This window comes from Ignavibacteria bacterium, from assembly GCA_016707005.1.
Classification (GTDB): Bacteria; Bacteroidota; Ignavibacteria; order Kapaibacteriales; family Kapaibacteriaceae; genus UBA10438.
The window spans coordinates 1194889-1209216 of the sequence record JADJIQ010000005.1 but is presented as its reverse complement, the minus strand read 5'-3'; the positions used below and the strand labels follow the sequence as shown (position 1 = coordinate 1209216).

Annotated in this window: 13 protein-coding genes; 8 read left to right on the top strand and 5 right to left on the bottom strand. The window is 52.5% G+C overall.

What is annotated here, in order from left to right; all coding sequences use genetic code 11:
- Position 1 precedes the first annotated feature (1 nt).
- The 4 genes from IPI29_13485 to IPI29_13470 are packed head-to-tail and all read left to right on the top strand — an operon-like array spanning position 2 to position 4694.
- Positions 2–1291: a bifunctional phosphopantothenoylcysteine decarboxylase/phosphopantothenate synthase gene (locus tag IPI29_13485; GenBank protein MBK7413560.1), complete on the top strand. Its 1290-nt coding sequence runs from the start codon at positions 2–4 to the stop codon at positions 1289–1291.
- A complete protein-coding gene (locus IPI29_13480) occupies positions 1288–3234 on the top strand; it encodes an ABC-F family ATP-binding cassette domain-containing protein (protein MBK7413559.1) in 1947 nt (648 codons plus the stop codon). Before IPI29_13485 ends, IPI29_13480 begins: the two co-directional genes overlap by 4 nt.
- Before the next feature lie 3 nt (positions 3235–3237).
- Positions 3238–3933, top strand: coding sequence for an SIMPL domain-containing protein (locus tag IPI29_13475; protein MBK7413558.1), 696 nt, complete (start codon positions 3238–3240; stop codon positions 3931–3933).
- Entirely contained in the window at positions 3930–4694 is a 765-nt protein-coding gene (locus tag IPI29_13470) for a glycosyltransferase family 2 protein (GenBank protein ID MBK7413557.1), read from the top strand. Before IPI29_13475 ends, IPI29_13470 begins: the two co-directional genes overlap by 4 nt.
- On the opposite strand, the gene IPI29_13465 is transcribed toward IPI29_13470, so the two are convergent.
- The 5 genes from IPI29_13465 to IPI29_13445 form a co-directional block, all read right to left on the bottom strand.
- Positions 4669–5832: an ATP-binding protein gene (locus IPI29_13465; GenBank protein MBK7413556.1), complete on the bottom strand. Its 1164-nt coding sequence runs from the start codon at positions 5830–5832 to the stop codon at positions 4669–4671. The two genes, IPI29_13470 and IPI29_13465, sit on opposite strands and share 26 nt — an antisense overlap.
- 179 nt (positions 5833–6011) lie before the next feature.
- A complete protein-coding gene (locus IPI29_13460; GenBank protein ID MBK7413555.1) occupies positions 6012–7328 on the bottom strand; it encodes a hypothetical protein in 1317 nt (438 codons plus the stop codon).
- A 10-nt stretch (positions 7329–7338) separates the two neighbouring features.
- Positions 7339–10665 (bottom strand): hypothetical protein, encoded by a 3327-nt coding sequence (locus tag IPI29_13455; GenBank protein MBK7413554.1) that lies wholly within the window; start codon positions 10663–10665, stop codon positions 7339–7341.
- On the bottom strand, positions 10623–11192 hold the full coding sequence (locus IPI29_13450) for a hypothetical protein (protein MBK7413553.1): 570 nt from the start codon (positions 11190–11192) through the stop codon (positions 10623–10625). The genes IPI29_13455 and IPI29_13450 overlap by 43 nt, the downstream gene beginning before the upstream one ends.
- Positions 11193–11387: 195 nt before the next feature.
- Positions 11388–11915 carry a hypothetical protein gene (locus IPI29_13445; GenBank protein ID MBK7413552.1) on the bottom strand — a complete coding sequence of 176 codons (528 nt, stop codon included), beginning with the start codon at positions 11913–11915 and terminating at the stop codon, positions 11388–11390.
- 125 nt (positions 11916–12040) lie between these two features.
- Here IPI29_13445 and IPI29_13440 point away from each other — a divergent pair, with 125 nt between their 5' ends.
- The 4 genes from IPI29_13440 to IPI29_13425 are packed head-to-tail and all read left to right on the top strand — an operon-like array spanning position 12041 to position 14188.
- Positions 12041–12592 carry a dCTP deaminase gene (locus tag IPI29_13440; GenBank protein ID MBK7413551.1) on the top strand — a complete coding sequence of 184 codons (552 nt, stop codon included), beginning with the start codon at positions 12041–12043 and terminating at the stop codon, positions 12590–12592.
- Positions 12589–13146, top strand: coding sequence for a DUF1684 domain-containing protein (locus IPI29_13435; GenBank protein MBK7413550.1), 558 nt, complete (start codon positions 12589–12591; stop codon positions 13144–13146). Before IPI29_13440 ends, IPI29_13435 begins: the two co-directional genes overlap by 4 nt.
- Positions 13143–13775 carry a hypothetical protein gene (locus IPI29_13430; protein ID MBK7413549.1) on the top strand — a complete coding sequence of 211 codons (633 nt, stop codon included), beginning with the start codon at positions 13143–13145 and terminating at the stop codon, positions 13773–13775. The genes IPI29_13435 and IPI29_13430 overlap by 4 nt, the downstream gene beginning before the upstream one ends.
- 2 nt (positions 13776–13777) lie before the next feature.
- Entirely contained in the window at positions 13778–14188 is a 411-nt protein-coding gene (locus IPI29_13425) for a hypothetical protein (GenBank protein ID MBK7413548.1), read from the top strand.
- Positions 14189–14328: the final 140 nt, after the last annotated feature.

Below are 14328 nucleotides of genomic sequence, written 5' to 3'. Positions count from 1 at the left end.
AATGAACATCATTCTCGGCATAACAGGCAGTGTATCGGCGTATAAGACGCCGTGGCTCGTGCGCGACCTTATCCGCGCAGGACACACTGTGCGCGTGGTGATGACGCCGTCTGCTGCCCAGTTCGTTGCGCCTCTTGCCCTCGAAGCGGTCTCCCAACATCCTGTGATCATGGATCCGTATGATCCTTCGATCCAGGAAGGGGGCTCCTGGCACGTCCATCTCGCTCGATGGGCTGATGTGATCGTGATAGCCCCTTGCTCTGCTACTACACTTGCACGCCTTGCCACGGGGCTCTGCGATACGGCCCTGATGACCGTTGTGGCGTCACGTCCGGCCGAAACGCCATTGGTCGTAGCGCCCGCCATGGACACCGACATGTGGCTCCAACCATCCGTGCAACGCAACATTGCGCAGCTCCGCACCGACGGCGTTACCATCATCGATCCGGAATCCGGCGAGCTGGCCTCGGGATTGGTTGGGGCTGGGCGGTTGGCGGAATTGGGGGTTATTGTTGGTATTGTGGGTTCATCGGTAGGGGCACGGCATGCCGTACCCCTACCGTCGAACACCGCTGTGCCCCTCGACTCCGCTCGGGGTGACGCACCTTCCGCTCGGGGTGACGCACCTTCCGCTCGGGGTGACGGGTTACGCGGTAAACGGGTGGTGATCACGGCGGGGCCGACGCATGAGCGGATCGATGCGGTGCGGGCGATCGTGAATCACTCAACGGGAACAATGGGGTTTGCCCTGGCTGCTGCTGCGCAAGAGCGCGGAGCACTGGTAACACTGATTGCGGGGCCGGTGGCGTTGCCAACACCACGTGGTGTGGAGCGCGTTGATGTGACCACTGCCGCGGAGATGCACGCTGCTGTTGAGCGGGCGATCGACGCCGATGTCTTCATCATGGCTGCGGCTGTGGCGGATTTCACGCCGGCGCATCCGGTGGACGGCAAGATCAAGAAGCAAGTGACAACAGGTAATGGACTGACGTTAACGTTGGTTCCTACGGTTGACATCCTGGCAACGGTTGGTGCGCAGAAACAGGCGCATCAGACGGTTGTTGGATTCGCACTCGAACACACAAATGTGGTGGACTATGCCACACAGAAACTTTCAACGAAGAATGCCGATGTGATCGTGGCGAACAGAGCCGGCGTTGCCGATAGCGGTTTCGGCGTTGGCAGCAATACGATCACCATTATCACTCCTACTCAGCCCCCTACAGAATACCCTCCTATGTCGAAACGAGCCTGCGCCGAAGTGATCCTTGATGCCGTGGAGAAGTTGTGATAACCCTTACCAATGTTACCGTCGACTTCGGAACACGGATCCTCTTTAAGAACGTCAACTTTCTGATTCAGAATGGCGACCGCATCGGCCTTGTTGGTCGTAATGGTGCCGGGAAGTCTACACTCCTTGGCATCATCGCCGGCGAAACAACACCGACCGGTGGCGACGTGTCCAAACAGAACGGCATGCGCCTTGGTTTGCTGTCGCAGGATCTCACGCTCGACCTCTCCAAGACCCTCCGCGAAACGGCCATGGCGGCGTTCGAAGAGGTGCTTCGTCTGCATGCCGAGATCGAAGAGATCCAGCATCAACTGGAGACACGCACGGACTATGAAACCGATGCCTACATGGATCTTGTGCAACGGTTGACCGATGCCAATGACATGTATGCACGTCGCGGCGGTCTTACCATGCACGCCGACATCGAGCGCGTTCTCACCGGTCTGGGATTTGAAGCTGCCGATCTCGATAAGGGGCTCACTGCCTTTTCGGGTGGTTGGCAGATGCGGGCTGAACTGGGAAGGCTCTTGCTGTTGCACCCTGACTGTTTGCTGCTTGATGAGCCGACGAACCACTTGGACATCGACTCCGTGCGCTGGCTCGAAGACTTCCTCAGTGTCTATGACGGCGCTGTGGTTCTGATCTCGCACGATAGAACGTTCCTAGACAACATCACCAACAGAACCATCGAGATCACCAAGACCAAGGTCTATGACATCCCGGCATCGTATTCGGATTACGAAGAGATCCGTGCTGAGCGCATGGAGCAACAACGTGCGTTAGCAGACCGGCAGACCAAGGAACGCGATCGTATGCAGAAGTGGATCGACCGGTTCAAGTACAAGGCATCTCTTGCATCACGCGCGCAGAGTCGGATCAAGGCCTTGCAACGCATGGAAGTGATCGAAGTTGATGATGACGACACATCGTCCATCCACTTCTCCTTCCCTCCCGCACCACGTTCTGGTCGGGCCGTTGTTGAGTGCACCGGCATCGTAAAGAGTTACGGCGAGAAGAAGGTTCTGCGTGGTGTGGACTTCACACTTGAGCGCGGAGAAAAGATCGCCTTCATCGGAAAGAACGGCGAAGGCAAAACAACACTCGCAAAGATCATTGCCGGTGTAGAGCCCCCTACCGCAGGAGAAGTGCAGTTAGGTCACGCAGTGGCTGTTGGATACTACGCGCAGCAACAAGCCGACATGATGGGCGGACACAACACCATCTACGAAGTGATGCAAGAGGCAGCTCCACCATCGATGCGTCCGCGCATTCGGTCGCTCCTGGGTGCGTTCTTGTTCCGTGGTGATGACATCAACAAACGTGTTGGCGTGTTGAGCGGTGGCGAGAAATCACGTCTGGCGCTTGCCCGACTTCTCCTCCAACCATACAACCTCCTCATTCTTGACGAGCCAACGAACCACTTGGACATGCTTTCGAAGGAAGTGCTGAAGGAAGCACTCATGTCGTATGACGGGGCGATGATCGTTGTATCGCACGACCGCGACTTCCTTGACGGACTCACGGAAAAGATCATTGCCTTTCGTGTTGGTACGCTCAAGGAATATGAGGGCGACGTAGACACCTACCTCAAGCTGCTTGGCGATCCGCATGTGGCCGATGCACCTGCACCGCATGAGATCCCGCTGCATCACGTTGTTGCACCGGAGAAGACGTCGGCACAGTTGCGAGAAGAGCAGAAGGCACGCGATAAAGAAAAGCGCAAGGCAGAACGTCGCGTAACCGAGATCGAAAACCAGATCGCCGTTCAAGAGAAGACCATCGCCGAGGCCGAGACCAAGCTTGCAGATCCGGACCTCTACAAGGATCCCGTCAAGCAACACAAGACCACAACCACCTACGACACTGCGAAGCGCGTCCTCGCGTCATTGATGGAGGAGTGGGCAACACTCATGGAAACCATCTCGCAACCAACAGAAGATTGAGTCATGAAGCACATCCTCGTTCTCCTCGCCTTCGTCACGGCCATCAGCATCACCAACGCACAAGTGGACACCCGACGGACCGTTTCCGTAGAAGGTGAAGCAGAGATCTTCCTTACGCCCGATCGTGCAACCGTGAGTATTGGCGTGGAGACAGAAGGCAAGGACGTTGTCACCATCAAGAAGGACAATGACCGTCGCGTCCGCGCCATCTTCGACGCCATCAAGAAGATCGGCATCGATCAACGGGACATCATGACCAGCGACCTTCAGATCCAGCCTCAGTACAATTGGAAGCAGGACGGACGTCGCGAGTTGATCAAGTATCAGATGCGCAACGTTGTGATGATCACCGTTCGTGATCTTTCAAAGCTCGAAGACGTGATCAATGCCAGTGTTGCCGAGGGTAGCAACCTTCTCGACAACGTGAGCTTCTCTGTTACCAACAGCAAGCCTATCGCCGACACGCTCCGTGTTCAAGCTGCGAAGGGTGCTAAGATTCGGGCGGAGGCGCTAGCAAACGCGATGGGCGCTCGGGTGGTGAGGGTCCTTACGATCAGTGAGCATGGCGGCTATCAGCCCCCTACCCCCATGTACAAGGCAATGCGGAGTATGGCAGCCGAAGCCGATATGGGCACACCCGTCAGCGCAGGTCAACTCTCCATGCGCATCACTATAAACGCAATCTTTGAGATCGAATGATCAACGATAAGAAGATCGTTGTTGTTCTCCCGGCGTATAATGCCGCCAAGACACTGGAGATCACCTATCGCGAGATCCCGTTCGACATCGTGGATGATGTTGTGCTTGTGGACGATCATTCTCGTGACGACACATCAGAAGTTGCTAGGGGGCTTGGCATCACCCACGTGATCCGTCACGACAACAACCGTGGTTACGGCGGCAATCAGAAGACCTGTTACAGCACTGCTCTTGCTCTTGGTGCAGACATCGTGATCATGTTGCATCCCGACTATCAATACACACCCAAGCTCATCCCCGTGATGAGTTGGATGATCGCCAACGATGTATATCCCGTTGTGTTAGGTAGTAGGATCCTTGGCAACGGCGCTCGCAAGGGCGGCATGCCCTTGTACAAGTACATCGCCAACCGCGGACTCACACTCATTCAGAACATGTTGGTGGGTCAGAAGCTCAGTGAGTACCACACAGGGTATCGTGCTTTTTCGAGGACCGTGTTAGAGTCGATCAACATCGAAGCAAACTCCGACGACTTCGTCTTCGACAACCAGATGTTGTCGCAGATCATCATGCAGGACTTCCCCATCGGCGAAGTAACCTGTCCAACCAAATACTTCGACGACGCCTCCTCCATCAACTTCCGTCGCAGCACCATCTACGGTTTCGGCGTGTTATGGACCAGCGTGCAGCATAGACTGCACAAGATGGGGATCGTGAAGAATGGGCGGTATGGATCTACATCCGCATCAGCTCGCGACTGAGTTCCACGAATCCTATCACCTCAACGCCATTGCCCATAGCATACGCGTCCGTTCCTGAGTGGACGATGATGGAACGATCTGGCTTGAGATCATCTAACGACTGATAGAATCCGCGTGACGGCTTTGCTGTTACTGAGCGTTTGATTTCAAGGGCCCATCGACGACCTCCGGGCAACTCAAGTACGAGATCTACTTCAGCACCGGCAGATGTACGATAGAATCCAGCCACTGTCCTCTCAGGTGCGACCGATAGAAGCGACTCGATCACGAAGCCTTCCCAGCTAGCCCCTACTACAGGATGGCCCATCAGATCATCACGTTCGCCGATATTCAAAAGCGCATGCAAGAGTCCGGAATCTCGAATGTAGACCTTTGGAGTGCGGACCAGTCTTTTGCCAATGCTCAATGTGTACGGTTGAAGTCGACGTACAAGAAGCAAGTCTACAAGCAGATCAACGTACCGCTGCACGGTTGGGGAGCTCACTTCGAGACTGCGTGCGATGATTGACGCATTCAACATTGTTGAATGTCCGTGCGCAAGCATACTCCATAGTCGTCGCATCGTTTCGGCCGGTACTCGAGGAGCGAACATTGCCACATCACGTTCGAGGAACGTGCGGATGAGGTCTGTTCGCCACGCTAGACTTTCCTTATTCGTACGAGCAAGAAAACTATCGGGGAATCCTCCCCGGAGCCAGAGCTTATCCAATGGCTCTGAAATCACCTCGAGCGGTCCCAGCGTTGTCATCTCGACGTATGCTATACGTCCGGCCAGACTCTCACTGCACTGTTGCAGCAGATCCACCGAAGCCGACCCAAGCAGAAGAAATCGCCCCTTACCGAATCCTTCCCTGCGTCCCTCGTCAATGATGCCACGCAACTGTGCAAAGAGTTCAGGCACTCTGTGAACCTCATCGAGAATCACAAGCCTGTTTGCATTCGGTATCAGGAAGTCGCGAGGGTCGCTCAGCTTGGCACGGTCTGCGCTGTTTTCGAGGTCCAGATAGATCGCCTCGTGTTGCCGTCCAACAGCTAACGCCAAGGTTGTTTTGCCCACCTGGCGCGGTCCAACCAAGGCAACCGCGGCTTGACGAGCAAGGGCTTCTTCAACCGTTCGATGTACAATGCGATCAATTATCCTAGCAAATTTAACACATGATATTTGATTTACAAGGATACTTGCACGAGGTTCTGCAATTCAACAGTGGCCCAGAACAAGCTAATCAGCTATTGAGGGTGGTGGAAGAGTGTGTAGTACATACGGTATGACGGTATGACGGTATGACGCAAATCAGATCTTCGATAGGCTCTAAAAGACTATGGCGTCACTGACACGAGCCACACCTTGCCTAGGCCCCGAACACAGTAAACGCCCGTATGGGGAACAACGAAGCCATGCACCTCGTTGCCAAGAAGATCATACACCGTCACCTCTGCGCCAAGCCCGTCTCGCCAGTTTGCATACGCTTCCTGAGTGAAGGCGAGACGCTCCGCCAAGTCGGCCTTTTCACTGTTTGGCAATTGATCCTCAACTGACACCACGGGGATGGGTTCGGTGTACTTGTAGATGATGCTCTCTGCCGACTCATAAGGGGCTCCACTGTCTCGTACTTCGGCAGTGAAATAGAAGGACCCGTTCCACCAGCCGACGCCTAGGCCGGAGCGGTGGATATAGGGACGATGTATGGTGTCAAGCACGGCAATACCATTGCCATGTGTATAGCGAACAACGATCTGGCTGGTATACTCTTCATCATCAGCAGGGTTGCTTGAATATGGGCTTACGCTTAAGTACCCCCATCGGCCTGCACACCCACCCAAAGGAGAGTCTTTCGACTCCGCATACTGTGTAACGGTGTGATCTCTAGTTGTCATAGATAAAGCCCACCGGCGAGATTTTTGGTCTATCCATACAACCGAGTCGTTGATTACGGAAACATTATTAAAGTACACTTTGGTTGAAGCACGGTCATAAGCCGAGTCGACGGCGATTGAGGAATTTGTTCCAAAGGGGATATACCGTGGCGCCTCAACTTCAGGGAATAGATAGATATCCCCCTTGAGTGAGAACATTTCTAGGTGGATAGCATCTCCGTAAGGGATTGGTTTATGAATGCTATCAGTTTGATTTAGCAGGAAGGTGATGCCTTCATTCACATCGTAAATGCTCAGTGAGCCGTCGATGCAATTGATATTTGTTGCCAAACGCTTTCTACCTGCAACAACATAGCTTTTCTCACTATGGCCCTGCAGTGCTGTAGCAATAAATACGGTATCGTGCACGGTATAGAGCGCGGAAAATACAGTGTCTCTCCAAACAACAGCCTGGGAACAAAGTCGATCCCCAAGTGGCACAGTATCAATTCCTCTATCAGTAATTGCAATCACTGTTGAAAGAAAGAGCAATCCAGATCCCGGCGCAACTGTGCGTACTGTAAGTGCAATCGCTACTCCATGCTGAGTTGCACGTACTGTCGAAGCGTCAACGTATCCCCATATGCCTTTATATCGCATCACTTCTGCCAGATTCCCGCTCTGAGCTTTGAGTTGAAACGCGCAGAGGCATGCAAGGAAGAGTCCGAAGCCAGACGTTCGTAGCAAATACACTGGCACTGCAATCACAAACGGTTTCATGAATACCTCCTTAACCGGATACTATTTGGACAAGACCCACTCCAAACACGATTGGGGTATCAGCATTCTTTACTTTGAAAGCTATTCGATCTATAGACAGCGTCTTGGATTCGCTCACAAAACATGAGTCTAATGCCCACGAGAGCGGCACGAGCAATTGTTTCACCATTGCCGTTTTACCCTGTACACGAATCATATTATCGCTGGACAAAGTATACTGAGTGACTTCATATCCTGCAGAGTTCAGATTCCTGTCCAATATTGGGATCATAGCAACTCGGCCGTCACTTAGATGAATGCTGATTGTAAACCTTTCAACGGATTCGGTCACTTCACCTTGTAATCCCAATGCCATGTAATTAAAAGCAATTGCCTCTTTGATTTGAAACTTCAAACCAGATCCTATCTCGTAAGACATTTCGATATCTCGCCCAGATACAAACAGAAGTTTCTGATAGAAGGGAATCACCGTTTCCGCTTCGACCCACATATTGGCTTTTTCAATCTTATAGCCTGAAACGGTGCGGCCATCAACAACGATTCGCCTCTTTACCAAGTGCCCAAGATATCTGGTTTCACTACCGTCTGATGTAAGCGAATTCATGCTGCTACTAGATCGCCCTTTGAAATACAGAGCGTATGCTTCTTCCAAGTGCTCGGCAGCGTTATACTTTCTAACGTCTGGTGGAATATGAACACCTGGCACTAGCATTTGCAGATAGTTCGATTGTTTGGATAGGCAGGCGAGGGTGAAATACGTAACGTAAGAGAGCAAGAGCGATTCATGCCTTTGCGGATACAAAGGCTGCGAGCCTGAAAGGTTGTCACCATCTAGAACGAGTTTCGTTTCAAGATCTTCATTCGATGTTTGCCATTGTGTGAAGTCATCCATGGAATTGATCCAACGATAATGTGTTGCGCCTTTTACAAACAGCAGATATGACCTTGTACTTTGGCTCATTTCCCATGCAGTGATAGGCGAAAACGGCGATTCACTTACCTTGCCCGTTTTGATGTCTCTATCATCTGTGCATTCCAACAATTTGAATGGAATCTGGTCATCTAGACCACCTGCAATTACGAGAGATGGCGATCTATTCATTATCAACGCATCTCCAGGCAGAGCTGGGGCAAGCAAAATTCCACCAGCAATCTTTTGGGCTGTTTTTGCTCGAGCATCGCTTTCGGGTTTGTCTTTAGTTGCCAACGCATACCGTACCGCATCCCCTCCATTACTGTGACCAAACAACACATATTGGAACGATCCGACATTAGGGAAAGTCTTCGTAAGGTTAGCGTCAATTTCAGGCAAGACATCATAAAGGAAATAGGGATTTCTATCAGTAGACACATTTGGGACAACTACGATGTATCCTAGTAGCACCAATTGTTCGATTATCTTCAGGTAATGGTTGTAGAATCGAGAATCATCTGCAGTCCATCTTGACCCACGCGCCATTGAAATTACTATGACTCCGGCATCTCCATTCGGCTCAAGCCGCAGCTTGTCGAGAGATCCTTCTGAAGTTGCTTCGACAGAGAAGAATGCAATGAAGTTATGACTCTCTATAACGTCTATCGGATCTTGTTCAATCTTCACAACGCACGGTGGGTAGTCAAGAACTCTATTGACAGATGCAGCAGGCCGCCTATAATTCAACTCCAATATTCCAGAGTCCAACGGGCCTACCATTTTTATCTCACGCTTCCTCAAATCTCTGTACAATCCTAAGCACGTTGTAGTCAGGGACTCCCCGTAACCAGATAGCACCAAATCACGCTCGGGATCCCATCCAATGATTTCGTTGTTATGTGCGAAGGCTGCACAAATGATCCAATCACCCACATCAAGGTCGAATGGTGTTAGCACTGAGTTAGGCGGAACTCCAGTCAGTTGAATGGCTGGAGTTTGACGATTGATGTCTTGGCGTGCTATGATTCTGCGTCTTAGCAGCTTGCTTTCGTAGTCTGCACTCACAACAAACAACCGCATCGCCCCATGCACATCGATTTTCGCTTTGATTGTGGCTGTTACATCGATTGCCAGCTTCTCAAGTTGTACAGGAGGATTATCCTGGCCTTCAACCACTTTTGGAAACTCAACAGCTTTGATTTCCTTAGGCCAAACTACATTCGAGTATCTCACATACGGACACTCATCACTGAGTAGACCTACAGCAATCTCTCTCGTCAACTTCTTTACAGTTGGGACTGGATACTGCACCACCTCACTATCCCAGTCGCCGAATCGCAGCCCACGTCCGCCAAAGTTCTCATTCTTTATGTCTGCATTCCAGGTAACCACTGCATGCAGAACTGGCAGGCGCGGAGAGGTGTCGCTGCACTTCTTCATCAAGTCAAGGTCGTCGTCACTGAGTGGCAACGAGACGGAGTAGCGCAGACTACCGGCGTCGTATTGAAAAACCGGGTTTAGGCAATCAGCATTTCCCTTTTCACTACGCGGTATGTCTGCAACAGGGATGCGTTTGGCTCCGACGAATCGGACATTGCCCCCGCAGTAGTCACCCGGCCTTGTTGAATTCGGGTTCGGGTTTGGATTGTCGGGCCACTCATTTGCGGTGACCTCAGCGCGTGATGGCTCGATGAGCCAGAAACCAACAGATTCGAAGGCCGTCGATGAACACAAGTCTCCGCCATATCCTGAGCTCTGAGTGATCTCTACGATGGCCGTTACTTCCCTCTTCTCTACGTCGAGTCCTATGCAGCAGATCCGTTCCCAACAGTTACTCGAATCGCCCAGACGGGGTTCAGTGCCGGTGTCTTTTCTGTAAGGGTCTAATGGATAGCGCGGATCAGGTCCTCTGGGACCTCCTTCCCTGTATGGGCCTGACGGAAACGATCCGAGGATCATCTTTGGCGGTAGTGCTTCATACAGACGAAGTGGTCTGTCTTCGAAGAATGCACCAGCGCTCATCGGCATGCCACGCATCAAGCCGTTGAGGAAGGTATCTACGTCTGCATGTGGGATCTCTGACTTTAGATTCGTCGGAGGCGAGCCCGACCAGAACTCATCCCAATGCGGGATGCGGCCTACAAGGATCTTGCGTCCGTCCTCGGTTTGATCGACGATATCCGTCCACCCGCCGGGAGGCGTTTTCGGCTGAACGCCGCCTCTGAATTCACTGTTCCCGCCCCATGGCGGACCACCATAGGTGATCTTCTTCTGCTTGCAGCTGATCTCAGCAACAGGTGGCCAGAACCACGGAGGTGTCTTCAGATCGATGTCACCAACCAAACGCAACGTTCCTTTGCCACTGTCCTCATAGAGCGAGGTCAAGAGGAGCTGTGACAGGCGCGCTTGTATGATCGGCGACATATCTGCGTGCCTTGATCGGCGATGATGTCCATCTCAAACATCGAATAGTCTGGTGTCGAGTTGTTGTTGATTCCCATCAGACCAAGTGTGTATCGTCCAGGCTGTTTGAACACAAGGTTGAGTGTCTGCACCCCTGAATACGGCCCGCTCGCCCAGCGGAACACAGGGATCGTTCCCTGCGCGTCGCCTCGAGTGGCAGCATTGTCCATAATGCTCAATTGGAGTTCTGTGAATAGTGGCGAAGAACCAAGATTCAACTGGACCGCATTCGACCACGCCATGCCGCCTCTAAGGAAGATCATCTTCTGCAAAGGCGGCGCCGTAGTGGCAAGAATGTTCACGGACGAGTTGTTCATGTTCCACGACGTTGCATCAAAGACCATCTGCTGTTGGTCTGACGCATTCGTCGTTACCGTTACATCAGCGGCATAGGCAATTGGAGACGGAATCCAGACCGATGCTCCTGAGGGAAGATGATAGTTAGGGCTCAGATACCACGTCCCAACGTTCGCACCAATACGCGCCATCGCGAGTATGTCCCTAGGATCAGAAGGCACCTTACAGAGATAGTCATTCCAGCTCTGTATCGCGTTCGGAGAATTACATCCACAGCTCATAAACCACCCCTTCCAATTGATTGTATGGCATCTCGATAACTACATAACTAACCTACCCCCCCGGGGTTACATTCCCAAGTAAAATCTCTGCGCAACCCCGCCCCCCTACCAAGCCCACCCAACGGTGAACCCACCGAACTGTATGAATTCCTTTGTTCCCATGTCAATCGTTGGTGTGGCAGCCACACGAAACATGAAGCCCCCTGAAGGAGATTCATAGCGATAACCGATAACACCTGTGATGTTTACATCGGACCCAGACATTGTTGGTAGATACTGTTTCGTGTTCTCTTGTGGCGGTCGCTGCGCAACGAGCACACTCAGGCCCAGTCCCAGCTCTAGGTGTCCGGAACCCTGGAGGAAGATCAGTCGACCCATGATCGGGACATAGTTGTTCTGAATTGGTGCAATTCCAATTCCAGCCGACACGCGGAATGTTTCAAAAAGAGAGCCCCTTTCAAATCGACTAAGCACGGCCTCTGCATGAATCGACATTAGGGACAATGCACTTCCGAGAATCTCAGAATACAGAGCGAATCTCTTGGGCTCTGCCATTGACTCAGCCTCCTGCGAGCGCATTTCTGCAGCCCCAAGAACTAAGAGAACGGCGGACAACCATTGTACAACCTGCATTCACCAAAATACACTCGTCGTTTGTATCTCTGTATCTCCGTAACCCTGTAACCCCGTAACCCCGCAACCCCGTAACCCCGTAACCCCGTAACCCTGTAACCCCGTAACCTCGTAACTTTGCCCATATGATTCTTACCGACGCAGAGATCCTCGCCCATATGGACAAGGGAACGATCAAGATCGAGCCGTTCGATCCCTCGTGCCTTGGTTCCAATTCGTACGATGTGCACCTTGGTCGCATGCTTGCTGAGTATGTGGACCGTGAACTTGATGCGAAGAAGCATAATCGCATTGAGCTCTATCCGATCCCTGATGAGGGCATCGTGCTGGAGCCGGATAGGTTGTATTTGGGTGTGACGGAGGAATACACCGAGACTCATGCCCATGTGCCGTTTCTTGAAGGCAAATCGAGCGTTGGACGTCTCGGAATTGACATCCATGCTACGGCCGGCAAGGGCGACATTGGCTTCTGCAATTTCTGGACGTTGGAGATCAGTGTGAAGCAGCCGGTGCGTGTCTATGCAGGCATGCCGATCGGACAACTCATCTACTTCGCTGTAGAAGGCACGGTGATCAATCCGTATAACGCAAAGTCATCGGCAAAGTATAACGACCGAACTAACGCTCCCGTAGAGTCGATGATGTGGAAGAACTTCCCGATCGATCAACAGAAATGATCCTGCGCTCGCTCATCATCGGCCTTGTAGCCATTGCCCTTCTCGTTTCATGCGAGGAAGAAGACTCTATGTCCCTCGACGGATTCGACGAACAAGAGATCCTCGACGCACGCAAGGCAAAAGCCGAGGAGTTCCCCAACGTCACATTCTACGAGCCGGATGCAGACTACGCCGTAGATGCAGTGTTCGTCCCCGCAGCACGGGTAGACACGTTCACCATGCAGACAACTACCAGCGAGCTCCGTCGGGCCATGCGCGTTGGAACATTTCGCTTCGATGTAGAGAATAAGGGGCTTTCCCTTGTTGCCTATCAGTTCGTTGACGGAGAGCGCGACAGCTACTTTGTGCCGTTTACGGATAGAACCAATGGGGAAACAACGTACAAGGCCGGACGGTATCTGGACATCAAGGTTCTGGATAACGATTCAGCGTACGTGATCGACTTCAACATGGCCTACAATCCGTACTGCGCATACGACAACAACTACTCATGCCCTATCGTACCGAAAGAGAACGATCTCTCCGTTGCGATCAAGGCAGGAGAGAAGAAGTGACGTTCCGGGCACGCCCCCTATCAACATTCCTTGTCATTGTGGCCATCGCAGTGATCGTTCCTTCGTGCCTCTTCGTAAAAGCACCGGAGCAAAAGACCGACGTCCAGAACGTTGCCCTCAGCCCACAGCCCGAGATCGAAATGAGCGATGAGCTTGTTCGAACACGGGCCGGCGATCTCATCGCCCTTATGCCTAAGGGATGGGTCTTTCTCGATACAAAGGGTGATGCGTCGGCAGACATCGTGGCCATCGCCGTCGATCCCGACTACACATTGTCCATGGTGGTCAGCTCCATCCCAGCCGCCGAGTCCTCCCGCGAACAGGTTCAATCAGAAGGTTTGCTCGGCCTTGCCCGTGTTGCCTATCAAAAGCACGTTCGCAAGAGTGCAGGCACTGCCAAACTCGTTGGCACCTATCGCATCGCAGAACTCGGTCCGCGCAGATTCGGCGTATACGACTTCTCAACCACCGGCGGCGCACAACGCACCCGCTCTGCCGTCTGCACGTCATCGTTGGGAAATCACTACGAAGTCTCCCTCGTTCCGCTCAATGTGAGTGGCAAAGACGTACCCGATAATTCAGAGCAAGAAAAGATCTTCCGTTCCATCCTTGCCACCGTTCAATATTGACGATGCAGCTGTCCGAAGACACCCTCTCCGTTCTCGAATTTCTCGACTCCTCCATTGAAGGGGGCTTGAGAAAACGTAACGACATCGGCACCATCCTCGAGCTTGGCGCTACACACAACCAAGCCGACCTCTTCAACGAGATCTCTCGGTCCGGCACAGCAACGTGGAAGGTTTACTCCACACTCCGCAGACTCCAACAAGGCGATCAAGGATTCCGTCAGCTCGAAGAAGAATTCGCCCTCCAAATGAACGCCCTCCGCGAACACCTCGCCACCCTCATGCACAACGCCGATGACGAAACCCTCAAACGTTTCGACGACATCTACTTCGGCATGACCCAAGGCGTGATCAAGAACATCGTAGATCTGGGGCATGATCTGGCGAAGATCAAGGCTTTGCAGTCGGCTTCTTAAGCGCCTTCTACAAGCGCCTTCTCTAAGCGCCTTCTAAAGCTCAAAGCGCCTTCTCTAAGCCCCTTTCTACAAGCGCCTTCTACAAGCGACTACGTTGAGCGGGTATTAAAGCGTATGTTCACTGCCATGAAGGGTTTGGG